This is a genomic window from Streptomyces sp. NPDC104202, from assembly GCF_055584185.1.
This window is the reverse complement of record NZ_JBVJMN010000037.1, coordinates 1-18,422: the sequence shown is the minus strand read 5'-3', so window position 1 is coordinate 18,422 and position 18,422 is coordinate 1. Positions and strand designations below refer to the sequence as shown.

The following is an 18,422-nucleotide window of genomic DNA, read 5'->3' as shown; positions in this document are numbered from 1 at the left end:
ACGTCGTTGATTTCTGGTGTGTGTGATTTTCGTATAACTCGGCAGGTGGTTTGGCTTCTTGTCTTGTTCGGGGCATCGCGTTCCCGGTTGCCGTGTATGTATCTGTCATGGCTGATGTGGGGGAGGGCCGGTTAGGTCTTCGGGGCAGGCTTGTGGGTCCGGTTCTTGCGGTGTGGGGGAAGCATGATCGGGATTCGGATGGGTGGCTGCCGTTGTGGCAGCACATGGATGACAGTGCGGCTGTGGCGGGGTTGTTGTGGGATGAGTGGGTTCCCGCGCAGGTCCGACGGTTGATTGGTGAGGTTCTGCCCGGCGGGGAAGTGGACGGGCGGCGGTTGGTGAGGTGGCTGGCCGGGGTGCATGACGTGGGGAAGGCGACGCCGGCGTTTGCTTGTCAGGTCGAGGTATTGGCCGACGGGATGCGGGATGTGGGCCTGGCGATGCGGTCGTTGCGGGAGATGGGGCCTGATCGCAGGTTGGCGCCGCATGCTCTGGCCAGTCAGGTGTTGTTGGGGGAGTGGCTGGAAGAGGCCTGTGGCTGGGCGCCTGAACAGTGTGATCAGTTTGCGGTTGTCGTGGGCGGCCATCACGGTGTGCCGCCCGAGCACGGGCAGATCAGTGCGTTGGACAACCGTGGGCATCTGTTGCGCTCGACTGGGCCGAGCCGGTCGTTGTGGCGGCGGGTGCAGGGGGAGCTGTTGGAGGCGTGTGCGGAGGAGTTCGGTGTGCGCGACCGGCTGGAGTTGTGGAAGGCGGTGCGGCTGCCGCAGCCGGTGCAGGTGCTGGTGACCGCGCTGGTGATCGTCGCGGACTGGATCGCGAGTAACCCGGAGCTGTTCCCGTACTTTCCGCAGGATGTGCCGCGCAGTAGTGCTGAGCGTGCGGTGGCCGCGTGGCGGGGGCTGGATCTGCCGGCGCCGTGGCGGCCTACGGAGCCGCCCGCGGAGGTGCAGGAGTTGTTCGGCTCCCGGTTCATGCTGCCTGAGGGTGCCGGGGTGCGTCCGGTGCAGGGGGCTGCGGTGGAGTTGGCCAGGTCGATGGCGGCGCCGGGGTTGATGGTGATCGAGGCGCCGATGGGGGAGGGCAAGACGGAGGCTGCGCTGGCGGTGGCGGAGATCTTCGCCGCCCGCTCCGGAGCCGGCGGGGTGTTTTTCGCGTTGCCGACCATGGCGACCGGCAATGCGATGTTTCCCCGGCTGTTGAAGTGGCTGGAGAGGCTGCCGTCGTTGGAGGGGGGCCGTCATTCGGTGCTGCTGGCCCATTCCAAGGCTGCTTTGAACGATGAGTTCACCGACTTGATGAAGGGGGCCGGCAACGTCGCAGCGGTGGACCTGGATGCCGAGCCGGAGGCCCGCCGGCCGGTGCCGGGGGTGCGGGAGGCTGCGGCGGAACTCGTCGCGCACGTGTGGCTGCGGGGCCGGAAGAAGGCGATGCTGTCGTCGTTCGTGGCCGGGACGGTGGACCAGCTTCTTTTTGCCGGGCTGAAGAGCAAGCATCTGGCGCTGAGGCATCTGGCGGTCGCGGGCAAGGTCGTCGTCATCGACGAGGCGCACGCCTACGACACCTACATGAGTGTCTATCTCGACCGTGTCCTGTCGTGGCTGGGTGCCTATCGGGTACCGGTGGTGATCTTGTCGGCGACTCTTCCCGCGGCCCGCCGCCAACAGCTCGTCGAGGCCTACGCCGGTCCAGGCCCAGGCCCAGGCGCGAAGGCGGATACAGGTGCGGGTGCGGGTGAGGAGGGGTGCCGGGAGGAGTTTGAGGCTGTCGCGGCAGCGGGGGAGTATCCCCTGCTCACGGCGGTGGCCGTCGGTCACGCTCCCCTCATGCGGCGCCCCGGTGCGTCGGGCCGCGGCATGTCCGTACGCCTGGAGCGCATCGATGACGCTCTGGAGGTTCTTGCGGACAGGCTGGAGGAGGAGCTGCGCGACGGCGGGTGCGTGCTGGTGGTACGCAACACCGTGACCCGGGTCCTGGAGACGGCACGGGCGCTGCGGGAGAGGTTCGGCGACGCCGACGTCACCGTGGCACACGCACGCTTCCTCGACCTGGACCGTGCGCTCAACGACAAGGACCTTCTGCGAAGGTTCGGGCCGCCGGGCGAGGCGACCGGCCGTCCCCAGGGCCGGCACATTGTGGTGGCGAGCCAGGTCGCCGAGCAGTCCCTGGATGTCGACTTCGACCTCCTGGTCACCGACCTGTGCCCGGTGGACCTGTTGTTGCAGCGTATGGGGCGGCTGCACCGCCACCCGCGCGGCGAGGGTCAGGCGGAGCGTCCCGCTGGTCTGCGCGAGCCACGGTGTCTGGTGACCGGAGCCGACTGGACAGGAGCGGTACCCGAACCGGTGCGGGGTTCGGCCACCGTGTACGGAAAATATCTCCTCTTGCGCTCGGCCGCGGTCCTGCTCCCGCACCTGCAGGGCCAGGCCCCTGCCCTGGTCCGTCTGCCGCAGGACATCAGCCCGCTGGTACAGGGCGCCTACGCCGCCGGGCAGATCCCGCCCGAGGGATGGGCGGAGGCGATGGACCAGGCTCGGGCCGGACATGAGGCGTACTGCGCCGACCAGGCCAGGCGTGCGGCGACCTACCGTCTGGAGGAGGTACGCAAGGCCGGCCAGCCGCTCATCGGTTGGGTGGCCGCCGGCGTGGGGGAGGCGGATGACACTCCTGAGGGGCGGGCGCAGGTTCGTGACACCCGCGACGCACTGGAGGTCGTCGTCGTTCAACGGCGCGGCGACGGGACGATGACCACCGTGCCCTGGCTGGGTGAGGACCGGCGGGGCAGAGCGTTGGGCGCACTGGCACTGCCGTGGGATCAGGTACCGCAGCGGCTGGCCGCGAGGACGGCGGCGGCGTGCGCCGTGCGGCTGCCGGTGCAGTTCTCCTACCAGGAGGTGATGGCCCGGGCGATTGCCGAGCTGGAGGAACTGTATGTACCGGCCTGGCAGTCCAAGGACAGTCCCTGGCTCGCCGGCCAGCTGATTCTCGCTCTGGACGAGGAGTGTCAGACCCAGCTGGCAGGCTTCTCGCTCCGGTACTCCAAGACCGAGGGACTTGAGGTGACCCGTGTCTGAGACCAGTGGGACGAGCCAGGCGGGCGTGAGCCCGCTGTCGTTCGACCTGACGGACCGCCCGTGGATCAAGGTGCTCCAGCACAGCGGCCAGGAGCACGAACTTTCGTTACGTGACGTCTTCGCGCACGCGGCCGGCATCCGCAGACTCGCCGGTGATCTGCCCACGCAGGAGTTCGCTCTGCTGCGGCTGCTCCTGGCCCTTGCTCATGACGCCCTGGACGGTCCGAGAGACATCGAGCACTGGGCACGGCTGTGGGGCGACACGGAGTGCTTCGCGCCCGTGGGGGACTACCTCGACCTCCACCACGACAGGTTCGACCTTCTGGACGCTCAGGCGCCGTTCTTCCAGACCGCCGGGCTGAGAACGGCGAAGGACGAAATCTCTTCGCTCAACCGGATCGTGGCGGACGTGCCCAACGGCGAGCCGTTCTTCTCCGCACGCCCCCGGGGCGTCGAACGGCTCAGCTTTGCGCAAGCCGCCAGATGGGTGGTGCACGCCCACGCCTATGACACCTCCGGCATCAAGAGCGGTGTCGTCGGAGACGAGCGCGCCAAGGGCGGAAAGGTCTATCCCCTGGGCGTGGGCTGGGCCGGGAACCTGGGCGGGGTGTTCGTCGAAGGGCGTGATCTGCGCGAGACGCTGCTGCTCAACCTCATCGCCGCAGACACCCCGGGGCTCGCCTCCGTCGCGGACGACCGGCCGGCGTGGAGACGGGAGCCGACCGGGCCCGGGGGCGCGCAGCGTGCCGTGACCGGGCTGCGCGACCTGTACACCTGGCAGAGCCGACGCCTGCGGCTGCACGCCGATCCCGACGGCGTCCACGGCGTCGTCTTAGGCTATGGCGATCCGCTTCCCGCGCGCGACATGCATCCGCACGAGCCGATGACGGCCTGGCGCCGCAGCCAGGCACAGGAGAAGAAACACGGCAGCAAGGCCCCGATCTACCTGCCGCGCGAGCACGATCCCGCCCGTTCGGCATGGCGGGGAGTCGCCTCCTTGGTCGCCGACCGCCAGCAGGCGAAAAAAAGCCCGGACGGTGTCCTTGTGTCCTTGCGACCGGGCATCCTCGAATGGGTCGCCCGCCTGGTGACCAGCCGGAAGCTGCGCCGCGGCTTCCTCGTGCGAGCCAGGGTCATCGCCACCGTCTACGGCACGCAGCAGTCCGTCGTCGACGAAGTGGTCGATGACCATCTGACGATGGACGTGGTCCTGCTGGATCAGCAGGACCGCGAGTACGCACAGCAGGCCATCGACGCGGCCGGCGACGCCGACGAGGCGGTCAAGACGCTCGGCGACCTGGCGAGCGACCTGGAACGTGCGGCCGGCTCGGAGAACGAAGGCCGCCGTGACACCGCCCGCGACCGCGCCTTCGCCGAGCTCGAGGGCCCCTACCGGACGTGGCTTGCCGCCCTGGGCTTGGCCGACGACCCCCACGAGCAGCGCCTGGCATGGCAAAAGACGGCCTACGAGATCGTCCTGCGACTCGGTCGGCAGCTGGTGGCCGACGCGGGAGACCTCGCCTGGGCGGGCCGCACCATCGCCTCCAGACAAGGCAGCCTCTGGCTCAACTCCGCCCTGGCCGAACGATGGTTCACCGCACGCCTTCGCACCTGCCTTGGCCAGACTTCCCCGTCCGACAGCCCGTCCGACCCGGCCGCGGCGCAGGAGATTCCTTCAGAGGTGCATGCATCATGACCACCACCACGACCCTGCTGCCGGTGCACCAACTGGTCTCCGACTTTGCCCATCAGCGCATCAGCGCCTGGCAGCGCGGCTACACCACCGACCAGTCCAAGGCCGTCGCCGCCCGCGCCCGCCTCAGCCGCGAAGCGGGTAAGAGCGCGACGCAGGTATTCGACCTGTGGGACCTGATCGACCTCGACGCCCTGCAACACGCCCACCCCCAGGCACGCCCTCTGAGGGAAGCGGAGCTGGAGCGGGCCGAAGAAGCCCTGCTCATGGCCTTCACCCTGTGGGCTCTGCACCAGCAGTCACGCAGCACAGGCGTCCACCAGCCGAACAAGAACGGCTCGCCCCGGGGCCTGGGCGCCGCGGTGCGGCGCCTGATGCCGGCCGGCGAGATCGACGACACGCTGCTCAAGCGCCTCGTACAGGCAGGCAAAGCATCCGACCTGCCCACCCTTGCCAAGCGACTGCGCGACATCGTCCTGCTCCTGCGCCGTGCCGACGTGCCGCTGGACTACGCCCAGCTCGCCGGCCAGCTCTACCAGTGGCAGTGGCCCGGTGGTGCTGACGCGGTCCGCACCGCCTGGGGCCGCTCCTTCCACGCCTGGCGCGAGAAGGACGACAAGACGGCCCAGCAGCCGCAGACCGGTTGAGCCAAGGCCAAGGCCACCACTGCTCACGCCGCCCCGACCCCCTCTCGACTCACTGACAAGGACGTTTCGTGAACCAGCTCTTCCTGGACGTACACGCGCTGCAGACCGTCCCGCCCAGCAACCTCAACCGGGACGACACCGGCGCCCCCAAGACCGCCGTCTATGGAGGAGTGCCGCGCGCCCGCGTGTCCAGCCAGGCCTGGAAGCGCGCCACGCGGGAGTACTTCGAGGACAGGCAGCTGCTGGACCCCAGCGAGCTCGGTGTCCGCACCAAGAAGATCGTCGAGGTACTGGCCGACCGGATCGGGTCCCTGGAGACATCCCTCAAGGGCGAACAGGCCGAAGCGCTCGCCGCAGACGTCGTCCAGGCCGCCGGTCTGCAGATCGCGGTGCCCAAGCGCAAGGCGGAGAGCGCGGCGAAGAACGGCGGCCCCGACCCCCTGCCCGAAGCCAAGTACCTGCTTTTCCTCAGCTCCCGCCAGCTGGACGGCCTGGCCGCGCTCGCCGTGGAGGGCGCTACCGACGCCAAGGCGTTCTTCAAGGACAAGGAGAACAAGGCCCGAGCCAAGCGGCTGGCCGACACCCGCCACTCCGTCGACATCGCGCTTTTTGGCCGCATGGTCGCCGACGTCACCGACATCAACGTCGACGCCGCCGTCCAGGTCGCCCACGCCATCAGCGTTCACAAGGTCGACAACGAATCGGACTACTTCACGGCCGTCGACGACCGCAACGAGGAGGACGAACCCGGCGCCGGCATGATCGGAACCGTCGAGTTCAACTCTGCCACCCTGTACCGCTACGCCGCCCTGGGCATCGGTCAGCTGGCCGAAAACCTCGGACAGGGACTGCAGGAGGACGAGCCGCACACGACACCGGTGCGCCGGGCCGTCGAAGCCTTCGTCAACGGGTTCATCCACTCCCTGCCCCAAGGCAAGATCAACACCTTCGGCCATCACACCCTGCCCGACGCCGTGATCGTCAAGCTCCGCACCACCCGCCCCTTCAGCTTCGTCTCCGCCTTCGAAGAACCGGTACCCAGCGGGCAGGGCGGCCACCTCCGCACAGCCGTCGAGCGTCTCGCCCACTACATCCCGGACATCGAGAAGGCATACGGGAACGACTCCACGACCCTCACCTGGGTCCTGCGCGTCGGCCCCAACACCCAGCAGCTCAGCGGCATCGGCACCCAGACCCAGACGCTGAGCGAGCTGGTCGCGGCCGTCGGCCAGGCTGTCGCGGAGCACCTGGAGACGCCCGCATGAGTGTGCTGACCCTCAAGCTCGCCGGCCCTCTGCAGTCGTGGGGGGCCGCGGCCCGGTTCGCCCGCCGCACCACCGAGGCCGCCCCGACCAAAAGCGGCGTCATCGGCCTCCTCGCCGCAGCGAAAGGCATCCAGCGAGGCGACGACCAGCAGCTGGCGCTCCTCGCGGCCCTGCGCTTCGCCGTGCGGATCGACCAGCCCGGCACGCGAATCCGCGACTTCCAGACCGCCCACCACGGCGACACCGACAAGGCGATGCCACTGTCCGAACGGTTCTACCTCGCCGACGCCGTCTTCGTCGCCGCACTCGAGGGCGACCACGACATCCTCGCCGACCTGCACACCGCACTGAAAGCACCGGTGTATCCACCCTTCCTCGGCCGACGCTCCTGCCCCCCGGCCCACCCCGTCGAACTGAGCCTCCACCCGAAGAAAAACCTCCACGAAGCCCTGAACACCGAGCCGTGGCAAGCCTCCCGGTGGTACGCCAGGCGCCAGAACAACAAGCCCACCGTGCCCCTCACCGCCCTCTACGAGACGCCCGCAGACGACCCGGCCGCGGACCTCATCCGTGACCAGCCCATCAGCTTCGCCTCCGAACACCGCCGCCACGCCCTGCGCGCCACAGCGCGACGTGACGTCCAGGCCCCCAACCCCCACGCCCACCCCACCCCGCGAAGGACCGCAGACCTCCACCAGCACGCCCGCTCGGCCCCCGGCCCGCGCGTGCCCCACCAGCACGATCCGATGGCCGCCGTGGCGGAAGTGAGCGACTGATGTACCTGACCCGCTTCCGGCTCAACACCGCCCGCACCGGCGCCCGCCGCCTGCTGTCCTCACGGCAGGCCATGCACGCCGCCGTCATGGCTTCCTTTCCCGCTCTGCTGCCCACCGACCAGCCCACCCCTGACACCCCCCGGGTGCTGTGGCGCCTGGACCACAACGCACCGGCCGAAGTGTTCCTCTTCCTCGTCAGCCCCACCGCCCCCGACCTCACCCACCTGGTCGAACAGGCCGGATGGCCGACAGCCATCGTCGACGGCCCCGGCTGGCAGACCCGCTCCTACACCCCCCTCCTGGACCGCCTGGCCCAAGGAGGCCAGTGGGAGTTCCGTCTGACAGCCAACCCGGTGCACCACATCCGCCGCACCGACGACGAGCCGCGCAAGCGGACCGCCCACCTGACCGCCTACCACCAGATGGGCTGGCTGCTGGACGAAACCCGGCAGGAGCGCGGCGGATTCCGCATCCTCGAAAAGCCCAAGGACAAGCGCCTGCTGCCCGCAGGAACCACCCATCAAGGGCGCGAACACCACGGCGACCGCTACGAAGTGATCGTCCGCGACCACCGCTCCCACGCCTTCGACAAGACCCGCGCCTCCGGCACGAAACGAGGCAAGCCGGTCACCCTCGTCACCGCCACCTTCGACGGCCGTCTCGAAGTCACCGATCCCGCACTCATGCGTCGCACCCTCACCCAAGGCATCGGCAAGGCCAAGGCATACGGCTGCGGACTGATGACCCTGGCACCGCTTTCACCGGGAACGCTCCGTTGACCACGGTCTCCCAGCGCCGCGCACTCACCCCGCGTGAGCTGACCCGCGCCGGCGAGCGCGTGTCCTTCCTCTACCTGGAGCGCTGCACGGTCCACCGGGACGCCAACGCCATCACCGCCACGGACGCCGACGGCGTCACCCACATTCCCTCCGCGACCATCGGCACACTGCTGCTCGGCCCCGGCACCCGCGTGACGCACCAGGCCATGAGCGTCCTGGGCGAAACCGGCGCCGCCGTGGCCTTGGTAGGGGAGCACGGCGTGCGCTGCTACGCCAGCGGACGGGCCCTGACCCGCTCCGCCGCCCTCGCCGAAGCCCAGGCCGTCCAGTGGGCCAACCAGCGCTCACGCCTGGCTGTGGCCCGCGCCATGTACCAGCTGCGCTTCCCCGACGAAGACCCGGCCGGCCTGACCCGCCGCGAACTCCTCGGCCACGAAGGCGACCGCGTCAAAGAGTGCTACCGAGCCGAAGCCACCCGCACCGGCGTCCCCTGGCACGGCCGCAAATACATCCCCGGCGACTTCGCCGCCGGCGACGCGGTCAACCAGGCCATCACCGCAGCAGCCCAGTGCATGTACGGCTTCGCCCACGCCGTCGTCACCTCCCTGGGCTGCAGCCCCGCCCTCAGCTTCGTTCACTCGGGCCACGAACTCTCCTTCGTCCTGGACATCGCCGACCTCTACAAAACCGGCCTCGCCATCCCCCTCGCCCTCGACGTGGCCGCCGAAGGCGACGAAGACGTCGCCTCCCGCACACGCCGCGCACTGCGCGACCGGATCCACGAGACATCACTGCTGGACCGATGCGTCAGCGACATCAAGCGGCTCCTCCTCGGCACCGACGACACTGGGACCGCGGACCTCGAGGGCGCGCAGGACATCGTCACGCTCCAGAGCGACAGCGGCACGCGAGTGGCGGCAGGACGCAACTACGGTGACGCAGACGGAGCGGAAGACCGCTACGAGGAAATGGCGCTGACCTGGTGACCGTGATCGTCCTGACCAACTGCCCGGCCGGCCTGAGAGGTTTCCTCACCCGCTGGCTCCTGGAAATCTCCGCCGGCGTCTTCATCGGCAACCCATCCGCCAGGATCAGGGACGTCCTGTGGAACGAGGTCCAGCAATACGCCGGCCAGGGCAGAGCCCTACTGGCCCACACGACCAGCAACGAGCAGGGCTACACCTTCCGCACCTTCGACCACGCCTGGAACCCGATCGACCATGAGGGCCTGACCCTCATCCACCGCCCCGCGGCAAACGCCACCAACCCGCTGCCCACGAGCAACAAGAAGGAAAACCCAGGATGGAGCAACGCATCCAAACGACGCCGCTTCGGACGCAAGTAGGCACACGCACGATGATGTATCCCTGATGCGCCTAGCGGGCGATTTGCCGGTTTCGGCGAAGCTGGTTCAGACAAGGCAAAGCGCGATGTAAAACCGCAGTTCAGGAAGTCTGCTCCCCGCCCGCGCGGGGATGGTCCCCACCATGCCGGTCGCCACGAAGACCCGCCCGACTGCTCCCCGCCCGCGCGGGGATGGTCCCCAGCCGCCGGATTCCCGGCGTCAGACAGGGGGCTGCTCCCCGCCCGCGCGGGGATGGTCCCGTCACCACCTCCGGCCTGCGCGCCACCCAGGACTGCTCCCCGCCCGCGCGGGGATGGTCCCTCGCCTGCCGGGGTGTCGACGAGGTCGAACCGCTGCTCCCCGCCCGCGCGGGGATGGTCCCCTGGGCATTCGGGGACCCCTTGCAGCGTGGCTCTGCTCCCCGCCCGCGCGGGGATGGTCCCGGCTCGTAGGCCGGCGCGGGCGTGGTGGTCTTCTGCTCCCCGCCCGCGCGGGGATGGTCCCTCGCATCCGCACCCGGTGCAGATCTTCACCAGCTGCTCCCCGCCCGCGCGGGGATGGTCCCGGGCGCAGCAAGCCGCGGCCACCCGGCCCCCCTGCTCCCCGCCCGCGCGGGGATGGTCCCCGCCGCACGCTCGTGTGGTGCGACGAAATCGGCTGCTCCCCGCCCGCGCGGGGATGGTCCCACGAGCGGCACGGACAAGTACCCGCACCCCAACTGCTCCCCGCCCGCGCGGGGATGGTCCCGACAGCCTGGTCAACCTGCTGCGTACCGGTGACTGCTCCCCGCCCGCGCGGGGATGGTCCCGTGACCGTCGCGAACCTCGTCATCTGACACCGCTGCTCCCCGCCCGCGCGGGGATGGTCCCGCAAACAACGCAGAGAAACCCAAGAAGAACGCCTGCTCCCCGCCCGCGCGGGGATGGTCCCAACCACGCCTGGCTTCGTTCACTTCTAGGGGCAGCGTTTGTCCGCCAGTTTGGGCAGCAGTTGCGGATCTTGAGGCCCGTGAATGTTCATGAGAAATAGCAGCGCGAGCGTCGCGCGGTGCGTCACTGCCCGGCGGGTGCTCGGGTGAGTCCGATTCCGACCTTGGTCAGCATCTGGCCGAGGAGGTGGAGGGCTCGTGGCCGGGCTGGCACTCCGCGCGCTGTTCCCGTCCAGTAGGCGTCAGTGAGCTTCTCCGTCGCCGTGAGGATCTGGTCGTCATTCTGGGTGGCCAGGACGAGGACGAACCGCACGTAGTCGCCGATGTCGGTGCCATGGGTGTGCTGGTGCGTGAACGTTTGCAGGCGCGGGGTCAAGGCGGGCAGGGTGCGGTCCGTCGGGAAGACCACGGCGAGTCCGGCGAGGGCGAGGCGAACCGCTGGGCATTCTGCCGACCAGCGGGCCAGCAGAGCTGGAAGGTGGGCCTGGACCGCGTTGCGGGCCCGGGCCTCGCTGTCGGGATCGGCATGCTGTGGGGTGGCCGGCCAGGTCTCGGCAAGATGGCGCTCAGCGACGGTGGCAGCCCTGAACAGCAGGTCGACGGCTTGGAACCGGTGCCGGGCGGGAATGCGGTCGTCGACTGCGAGGGCCGTGACCAGGGCGAGGCCGTCAGCGGTGGTCGGCTGGCAGGTGTCCTGGTGAAGGATCTCGCTATAGAAGTCGCCGAGGAAGCTCCGGTCGTCCCAGCAAGGGTCGACCTCGCCGTCGAACAGCATCGCGGCCTGGGGCGGCCTGGGGCTCTGCATGCGGTCGGCAATGACGTCCCGGAACAGCTGCCGGATCGGCGGACCAGCAGCGTTCGTGGTGTGCCGGGTCTGCTCGGGTTCGGCGTTCGTATCCATGGCCAGCGCAGCCTACTGGAGCGACTCGGGCCGACGGCCCGTCGCCTGGATGGGGCGGGCAGTCGGCCCTGAGTCTGCCGCGGTCAGCCGGCTTTGGCCGATTCCTCGGCTCGGGCTCGGGTGGAGGCGAGGCGGTAGGAGTCGCTGCCGGTCTCGATGATGGTGCCGTTGAACGTAAGCCGGTCGACGATGGCCGCGCAGAGCCGGGGGTCGGTGAAGGTCTTGGTCCAGCCGCCGAACGACTCGTTCGAGGCGATGGCGACGCTGTTCTTCTCCTCCCGCTCGGTCAGCACCTGGAACAGCAGCTCGGCGCCGTGGCGGTCGAGTTCCATGTAGCCGAGCTCGTCGATGCAGAGCAGGTCGACGCGGCCGTAGCGGGCGATGGTCTTGTTCAGCTGCTTCTCGTCCGCGGCCTCGACCAGCTCGTTCACGAGCTTGGTGGCGAGGGTGTAGCGGACGCGGTAGCCCTTCATGGCGGCCTCGGTGCCCAGGGCGATGAGCATGTGGGACTTGCCGGTGCCGGAGTCGCCGATGAGGCAGAGGGGCTGGCTCTTCTTGATCCACTCGCAGCTGGCGAGGGTGTGGATGGTGGCAGGGTCGATGTGGGGGTTGGCGTCGAAGTCGAAGCTCCGCAGGGACTTCTCCCGGGGGAAACCGGCCGCCTTGATCCGCCTCTCCGACCGGCGACGGGCCCGGTCGTCACACTCGGCCATCAGCAGCTCGGCGAGGAAGCCGCGGTAGGTCATCTGGTCCTTGGCGGCCGCTGTTGCGATGTCGGGGAACTCGGCCCGGATCGTCGGCAGCCGCAGGAGACGGCAGGCGGTGTCGATGGCGGCGTCGGCGGCCTGCTCGGTCATGTTCCGTTGGCGGGGCAGGGTCACTGGGCTTCTCCCTCACGGTGGTTGCCGCCACTGGCGCGGTGGCGGCGGAGCAACTGGTCATAGGGGGTCACCGAGGGCAGCGGCCTGGTGTCCGGCGGAAGGTGCGCGAGCCGCCACTCGTGCAGGGACGTGATGGTCGCTGACGGCTGACCTGTCGGGTGCGGAGCGCGCGGGGCGGGGACGGTCGTGGGTTCTTCCTCGGTCTGGGCGGCCTTGCGGGCCTCCAGGGCAACGGCGCGGTCAGAGCTCCAGCCCGCAGGGCCGTGGCCAGGCCGGCGACCAGGTGTTCGTGCGCGATATGCCGGCCCAGCAGCAGCACTTCGATCAGTGCTCGGGTGCCGTCCCTCTCGCCGTGGACCTTGCGGGCGGCGGCCCACCAGGCGTCATGCACCGGGGTGAACCTCCCCGCCGAGCGGGCCTGCTCCAGGGCGGTAGCGCCGGGGAAGGCGCCCGGTTTGCGGACCAGTGCCTCCAGGTAGTGGTCCAGCTCCAGGCGGATTCCGCACTTGGCGATCAGACGTTCGTGCCGGGCCACTTCCACGTTCTGGTCGTAAACAACCAGGTGAGAAGCGTGCAGCATGACCCGGACCTTCTTTCCGATCAGACGGACGGGGACCGAGTAGCGGTTGGTCCGGACCGTGATCTGGCTGTAGCGGTCCACCCGCGGCGTGAACAGCCGGCCGGTCTCGAACGGCTCGTCCGGCAGGGGCGCCAACAGCGGCTGTTCAACGGCGAAGTACTCGTCGATCGTGCGGGGCCTGGCCCCGATGCGTCGGCGTCCGTCGTGGAGGTCCCACTGATCGACCAGTTCGTTCAGCTCCGCGAGCGAGGCGACCTCGGGAACGGGCGTGAAATGGTTGCGACGGAAGTAGCCGATCTGCCCCTCGACCCCGCCCTTCTCGTGAGCGCCCTCGATGCCGGGCCGGCAGTAGAAACTCTCGATGCCGAAGTGGGAGCGGAACGCGATCCAGCGGTCCGTCTCCACCCTGGCCCGGCTCAGGCCCAGGACCTGGGCGACGGCGGACTTCAGGTTGTCGTAGCGGACCTTGGTCCGCGGGACGCCGCCCAGCGTTTGCAGCGCGTGCACGTGGCCTTCGAAGAACGCCTCCTGGCCGCAGGAGGCGAAGACGCGGTGGACGGCCTTTCCCGAGTAGGACAGCCGGAAGGAGAACAGGTAGCAGGTGACCAGCTCCCCGGCCAGCAACACCTTCACGTCGCCGAAGTCGACCTCAGCCTCCATGCCGGGCTGGTGGGACTGAGGGACGAACGCCTCCACTGGCGCCTTCCCGGACGCCGCCAGGATCTCGGGCTTCCGGTCAGCAACGTAGCGTCGGACCATCTGGTAGGAGACGTCCTCAGCACCGTTCTCCTCGACGAGCCGGTGAAAGATCCGCGTGACCGTGTGCCGCTGCTTGCGCGGCGCATCCAGGTCCGCCCGCAGCATCTGGTCGATTGCGAACTTGTACGGATCGAGCGCGGTAGCACGCGGCGGGAGCTTCTTCCGCGGCTCCGGCCAAGCGGAGTTCACCGCCTTCCGCACCGTCCGGTACGTCACCCCGTACTTGCGCTCCAGGGCTCGCATCGACGTACCAGCACGGTGGTCACGCCGGATCGCCGCATACAGCTCGACCTTCGACATCTGCGGCATGACCAGCACCTTTCACCAGGAGCATCCCGATGCTGCCCTGGCAAGAAACGCAGTGCTGTCAAAACTCGTGAACATCACCCGACCGTGGATCGGGGTGCCTCCCAAACCCGTGAACAACTGCTGTCGCTACCCGTGAACAAAGCCATGCATGGCCTCTGCAAGGTCAAGGAACCCTCCTTGGACGATTACGCGTGGGAGCACTGGACGATCAAACGCGCCCCTGAGATCGGACTTCTGGGCGATTGAGCCTCGATTCTGGCCTCACAGCTGTGGAGCCGACGCTGAGGTGCTGCCCGCCGCGTAACCCCGTCAGGCATGGGTGAGCGGGGCAGGGCGCGGAGAAGGACGGGCGAGAAGAGGTGCTTGTGGTGGTAATGCGGCATAGAGGATGCCCGGAGTTGTCCGCTGGCGAGTCTCTGACGGCCCGGCTGCGGCTACTGTGCGGATCATGGTGTTCAAGCGACTGCTCGGCAGTGGAAGCGGCGGCAAGGCGGCAGACGGCATACCGCTGGAAGTCGACACACTCCTCCCGGACGAACCGGTGCGCCCCGGGGAGATCCTGCGTGGCGAGGTGGTGTTGCGCGCGCCCGACCGCGACGTGCGGATCCGGACGGTCAACGCGCGCCTGGTCGCCAACGCAGCCTCCGCCGCCGTCACCAAGAGCACGACGACGGACGTCAACACGGACACCGGCGTCACTCTCGCCCACTTCGAGGTGACGAGCCTCTTCACCATCCCGAAGGGCGAAGAGCGCCGGGTGCCCCTCCGGTACCGGTTGAAGTGGGAGACCCCGGTGTCCGAGGTGCGCGGGTTGCCGCTGGCCGGGATGCGGATCGGTCTGTACACGGAGGTCGATGCCGACGGCATCGCGGACCGCACGGACGTGGACACGGTCCGCATCGAGACGACACCCCTGCACGAGACCCTCCTCGATGCCTTCGCCGCGGTCGGGTACACCTGCCGCAGCGCGTGGGTCGACCCCGAGTACATTCCGCGTACTGAGCGGGAGATCCTCTACAGCCGACAGGGGTTCCATCTGGCCGCGGCCGACGCGGCCCACCCGCGGAGCGTGGAGCTGTACCTCCACTCCAACGCGGTCGGCGCCGAGATCTACCTGCGAAGGGCCGCCTTGGCGGAGAAGGACTGGTGGGGCAAGCCTCCGGCTCTTCGGTACGTCGCCGCCCACCACGAGATCGGCGACGTGGACTTCACGGCCAAGGCTCGGCAGTGGATCGACGAGGTCGCCGCACTGCCCGACACCGCCGTCGATGACCGCGAGCGAGTCGACTACCACCTGGACAGCCCGCGATGGTGGCGCGATACGTAAACGGCAGGAATCGTCCCGGCTGCCGGCGCGGAGGCGGCCGGGACGGCTTCGGAAGGCCCAGCCGCGTATCCGGGACGAAGTTCAGGACGCCCTCCCGGCTGACCGGCGCGATCCGCGCCGGCGCCACCAGACAGAGGTGAGCGAAAAGAAGACCAAGGGTGCGCTGGCGTTGATGGAGAGCATGGCCGCCGACTGCCTGGACGACCTCGGCGAGGCTTTGACCGACCGCTGCACCGAAGCGCTAACCGAGGTGATCAGCGCGAAGGCCGAGCATCGCGAGCCCGCCGCGCCCGAAGGAGAGGAGAGGGCCGCGGCCCCCGTGGCCGAGCTGATGGCCGCGCTGGAGACGTCCGTGGCCAAGGTGAAGGAATCCCGTGGCGAGAGTCCCAGGCCGGCCACCGTGCACGAGATGCCGGCACCGAAGAAGAAGGCCGCATCCAAGATGGCGGCGAAGAAGGCACTGGCCAAGAGGACGCCGGCGAAGACGACTGCCGCTCGGCGCCGGAACTCTGCCTGACCCTCATATGGTGCGGTGCCGCCTGCGGGAGGGGGAGGTACCGCAGGCGGCACATCAGCCGCTGCCGTCGTCCACGACTCGGGGGGATGACCGCGGACGACGACGCTTCCGCCCGTCTGCCCCACGAATCCCACACCAAACCAGACTCTTCCGGCGCCAGGAAGTGCGGATCGAGATAGCCCAGCTCCAATGGACCCGCAGGCCGATCGGCCTCCGCCTGGTCTACGAGCCCAACGTCTCCCGGATGTAGGTACAACCCTCGTCCCGTCCCGGAGGTCTTGGTCGCGTCAGGACTTCTGCCACGAGACGAGGTACATCCATGAGACGGGGATCGGCACTGCGGTCCGTCGCGACCGGTACGGCGGCCCTGCTGAGCCTGTTCGCGACGGGCCCGGCGGACGCGGCGGAACAGGTACGCCTCGACATGCGCGTGGAGCGCTCGTTCTTCGTGCCGTCCGCCCCCGACACGGGCGGCGCGAACTTCTGGATCGACTTCTCGGCGACCGTCGGGGAGTCCGGCATCGGCCGGGCCGAGGGCGTCACGACGGAAATCGACCTCTCCTCGCTCAAGGGGAAGGTGGTCATCAGCGAGCCGGGGCACGGATGCACGCGCCAGGACTTCGTCCTCACCTGCCCCCAAGGCGTCGTCTACGGCAGGGCACGCCAGCACGGCCTCCGGATGACCGCGGTGAAGGGCGCTCCGACCGGGGCGCTGGGCACCGTCACGACCAAGGTCACCAGCTCCGGCGCGGGCACTTCCACCGCGACCACGACGGTCTACGTCGGCAGGGTCGAGACCCGCCTGGGCGGGCACGAGCCCTACGTCATCCCGGAGTCCGAGCGCGGCAGCGCGCCGCCGATCGTCCCGGCCTTCGGCAACAGCGGCCGCGTGACGGTGCCGGGCGTGCTCCTGCGTCTCCAGGCCGAGCACGCGAAGCTCGACGGCGTCCGCTACGACAACTGCTACTACTCCGACCAGACCGTGTACTGCGAGTTCCCCGGAGACCTGGGGCCGGGACAGGCGTACGCGACGGACGGCCCCTTTCATGCCTCGATGACGGCCGATCCCGAGGCCACCGGTTCCTACCGGTACTGGATCGAGCCCCTCGGCGCCCTGGGCGGTGACATCTCCGTGGACTACCGGAACGAAGCCTCCTTCACCCGAGGCGACGGCAGGACGCTCGGACTCGCTCCGGTGGGTCTCTCCACCCTCAAGGGCGGAGGCTTCCAGTCGTTCGCCACCGGCAGGACCGTCGCGGACGTGGCGGCGAAGGGCTTCACGATCCGGGGAAAGGTCGGCGAGACGGTGACGACCTATGTCCCGGCATGGCAGGCGGCGCGGGTGACTCTGCCGGAGGGCGTCTCGTCCGTACCGGTCGAGCCGGGTTCCTACCCTTCCGAGGAGGACGTCTGCCGCGCCTCCGGCTCCTCCCCCCGGGAGGTCGTCTGTCCCGCCTACAACTTCGTGTTCCTGCGAACCCGCATCGACCGGAAGGTCGACGGAGCGGAGGGCACCCTGACGCTCCTCCACGACACCGGGGTGACCGACGCCGACCCGTCGAACGACACCGCCCCGGTCAAGCTGGAGATCACCGGCGCCGCCGGCACGTCCGGCGGGACGACCTCGGGCGGCACCGCTTCGGCCGGCGCCTCCTCGGCAACGTCGGGCGCGGCGACCGCCGGTTCGGGCACGATGGGCGCGTCCAGTGGCACCGGTACTGCTGGCTCCCCGGCCGCGGGCGGCGGTCAGGGCGGAGCCGGGGGCGGTCTGGCCGACACCGGCGCGACGGCGGTCCCGCTGCTCGCGGGCGCAGCGGCGCTGGTCACGGCCGCCGGGGTGGTGCTGGTCGTCCGGCGGCGCCGCTCCGTCTGACCTCGAGGGCGTCTCACGGCAGAAAGTCTGCGGCGCTCCGGCCTGCCCCAGGTCGTCTCGGCGGAGGCGACGCACCTCCGCCGGGCGGGGCTTGGGTTGACTATGCCGAGGCATAGTCAACCAGTACATGATCTCGATTCGGCTGGCCGCCGACGGATCCGCAGGCCTAACTTCTCAGTTGTTCACGGAACTCCCGTCAGAGCCGTTTTCAAAGAGCGCCATCACCGCCTCACCTCGCCAGGCCGGAGGCGTCATCCGCCACGCACGCCCTACCTCGCGCCCCATCACATGGTGCCGCTGCACACGCCGTACCTGCGGCGGCGTCATCCCCACCCCCCACTGCGCGGAGCACGGCCGCGCCGTTGAGCCGGTGATGAAATGGCACCCCGCCGATGGCATCCGCTGCACCGCCCTCCGCCACGCAGGCTGATCGGCCCGGCCCGCGCACCCGCTCACCCTTCGCCCGGCCCCTGCGCGTCGCCGATGGGTGACGCGCAGGGAATGCACGCCTTTGAGGACGTCGACGATCGCCTCTTCCACGCCGCCCAGCGCGGCCCGGGTGCCTTCCACCTCTCCGCGCTCGTCGTGGAGCTGGGCGGCGAGCGCGAAGGTGGCCGCGATCACGGCGGCGAACGACGCCTCCCGCCCCGGGGAGGACTTCTCCTCGTCCGCCTCCGTCACGATAAGCAAACAGTCACTTTCCGTCACTTCCCAACCTCGTCCCGCTGAGCCTTCCCGAACTCAGACGCCTGATCCACCGGCTCACCC

General features: G+C 69.3%; 14 protein-coding genes, 1 pseudogene and 1 CRISPR repeat array. Of the genes and pseudogenes, 11 read left to right on the top strand and 4 right to left on the bottom strand.

The features are described from left to right. Window positions 1-224 precede the first annotated feature (224 nt). The 8 genes from cas3 (at window position 225) to cas2e (ending at window position 9,579) form a co-directional block, all read left to right on the top strand. Window positions 225-3,074 carry a CRISPR-associated helicase Cas3' gene (cas3, locus tag ACZ60W_RS22940; RefSeq protein WP_469757207.1) on the top strand — a complete coding sequence of 950 codons (2,850 nt, stop codon included), beginning with the start codon at window positions 225-227 and terminating at the stop codon, window positions 3,072-3,074. Continuing rightward, window positions 3,067-4,770 carry a type I-E CRISPR-associated protein Cse1/CasA gene (gene casA, locus ACZ60W_RS22935; protein WP_469757206.1) on the top strand — a complete coding sequence of 568 codons (1,704 nt, stop codon included), beginning with the start codon at window positions 3,067-3,069 and terminating at the stop codon, window positions 4,768-4,770. The genes cas3 and casA overlap by 8 nt, the downstream gene beginning before the upstream one ends. Then, window positions 4,767-5,414, top strand: coding sequence for a type I-E CRISPR-associated protein Cse2/CasB (casB, locus tag ACZ60W_RS22930; protein WP_469757205.1), 648 nt, complete (start codon window positions 4,767-4,769; stop codon window positions 5,412-5,414). The genes casA and casB overlap by 4 nt, the downstream gene beginning before the upstream one ends. Before the next feature lie 68 nt (window positions 5,415-5,482). Then, window positions 5,483-6,679: a type I-E CRISPR-associated protein Cas7/Cse4/CasC gene (cas7e, locus tag ACZ60W_RS22925; protein WP_469757204.1), complete on the top strand. Its 1,197-nt coding sequence runs from the start codon at window positions 5,483-5,485 to the stop codon at window positions 6,677-6,679. After that, complete coding sequence (gene cas5e, locus ACZ60W_RS22920; protein ID WP_469757203.1) at window positions 6,676-7,455, top strand: type I-E CRISPR-associated protein Cas5/CasD; 780 nt, start codon at window positions 6,676-6,678, stop codon at window positions 7,453-7,455. Before cas7e ends, cas5e begins: the two co-directional genes overlap by 4 nt. Further along, a complete protein-coding gene (cas6e, locus tag ACZ60W_RS22915) occupies window positions 7,455-8,234 on the top strand; it encodes a type I-E CRISPR-associated protein Cas6/Cse3/CasE (protein WP_469757202.1) in 780 nt (259 codons plus the stop codon). Before cas5e ends, cas6e begins: the two co-directional genes overlap by 1 nt. Further along, window positions 8,231-9,220: a type I-E CRISPR-associated endonuclease Cas1e gene (gene cas1e, locus ACZ60W_RS22910; protein WP_469757201.1), complete on the top strand. Its 990-nt coding sequence runs from the start codon at window positions 8,231-8,233 to the stop codon at window positions 9,218-9,220. Before cas6e ends, cas1e begins: the two co-directional genes overlap by 4 nt. Continuing rightward, window positions 9,217-9,579: a type I-E CRISPR-associated endoribonuclease Cas2e gene (cas2e, locus tag ACZ60W_RS22905; protein WP_469757200.1), complete on the top strand. Its 363-nt coding sequence runs from the start codon at window positions 9,217-9,219 to the stop codon at window positions 9,577-9,579. Before cas1e ends, cas2e begins: the two co-directional genes overlap by 4 nt. Window positions 9,580-9,688: 109 nt before the next feature. Then, window positions 9,689-10,509: a CRISPR direct-repeat array (repeat unit 29 nt; unit sequence CTGCTCCCCGCCCGCGCGGGGATGGTCCC). A 122-nt stretch (window positions 10,510-10,631) separates the two neighbouring features. Here the strand turns inward: cas2e and ACZ60W_RS22900 are convergent. From ACZ60W_RS22900 to istA, 3 genes and pseudogenes are all read right to left on the bottom strand, one after another. Further along, on the bottom strand, window positions 10,632-11,408 hold the full coding sequence (locus tag ACZ60W_RS22900; protein ID WP_469757199.1) for a hypothetical protein: 777 nt from the start codon (window positions 11,406-11,408) through the stop codon (window positions 10,632-10,634). Window positions 11,409-11,491: 83 nt separating this feature from the next. Next, complete coding sequence (istB, locus tag ACZ60W_RS22895; protein WP_469757198.1) at window positions 11,492-12,289, bottom strand: IS21-like element helper ATPase IstB; 798 nt, start codon at window positions 12,287-12,289, stop codon at window positions 11,492-11,494. Next, window positions 12,286-13,937: pseudogene (gene istA, locus ACZ60W_RS22890) on the bottom strand (IS21 family transposase). Before istA ends, istB begins: the two are co-directional and overlap by 4 nt. A gap of 448 nt (window positions 13,938-14,385) precedes the next feature. Between istA and ACZ60W_RS22885 the strand changes: the two are divergent. The 3 genes from ACZ60W_RS22885 to ACZ60W_RS22875 all read left to right on the top strand — a co-directional run bounded on the left by ACZ60W_RS22885 (window position 14,386) and on the right by ACZ60W_RS22875 (window position 17,654). Continuing rightward, window positions 14,386-15,264 carry a sporulation protein gene (locus tag ACZ60W_RS22885; protein ID WP_469757197.1) on the top strand — a complete coding sequence of 293 codons (879 nt, stop codon included), beginning with the start codon at window positions 14,386-14,388 and terminating at the stop codon, window positions 15,262-15,264. A gap of 136 nt (window positions 15,265-15,400) precedes the next feature. Then, window positions 15,401-15,781, top strand: coding sequence for a hypothetical protein (locus ACZ60W_RS22880; RefSeq protein WP_469757196.1), 381 nt, complete (start codon window positions 15,401-15,403; stop codon window positions 15,779-15,781). 319 nt (window positions 15,782-16,100) lie between these two features. After that, a complete protein-coding gene (locus tag ACZ60W_RS22875) occupies window positions 16,101-17,654 on the top strand; it encodes a hypothetical protein (RefSeq protein WP_469757195.1) in 1,554 nt (517 codons plus the stop codon). Window positions 17,655-17,828: 174 nt separating this feature from the next. Here ACZ60W_RS22875 and ACZ60W_RS22870 read toward each other — a convergent pair whose 3' ends face one another. Next, complete coding sequence (locus ACZ60W_RS22870) at window positions 17,829-18,344, bottom strand: hypothetical protein (RefSeq protein ID WP_469757194.1); 516 nt, start codon at window positions 18,342-18,344, stop codon at window positions 17,829-17,831. Window positions 18,345-18,422 lie beyond the last annotated feature (78 nt).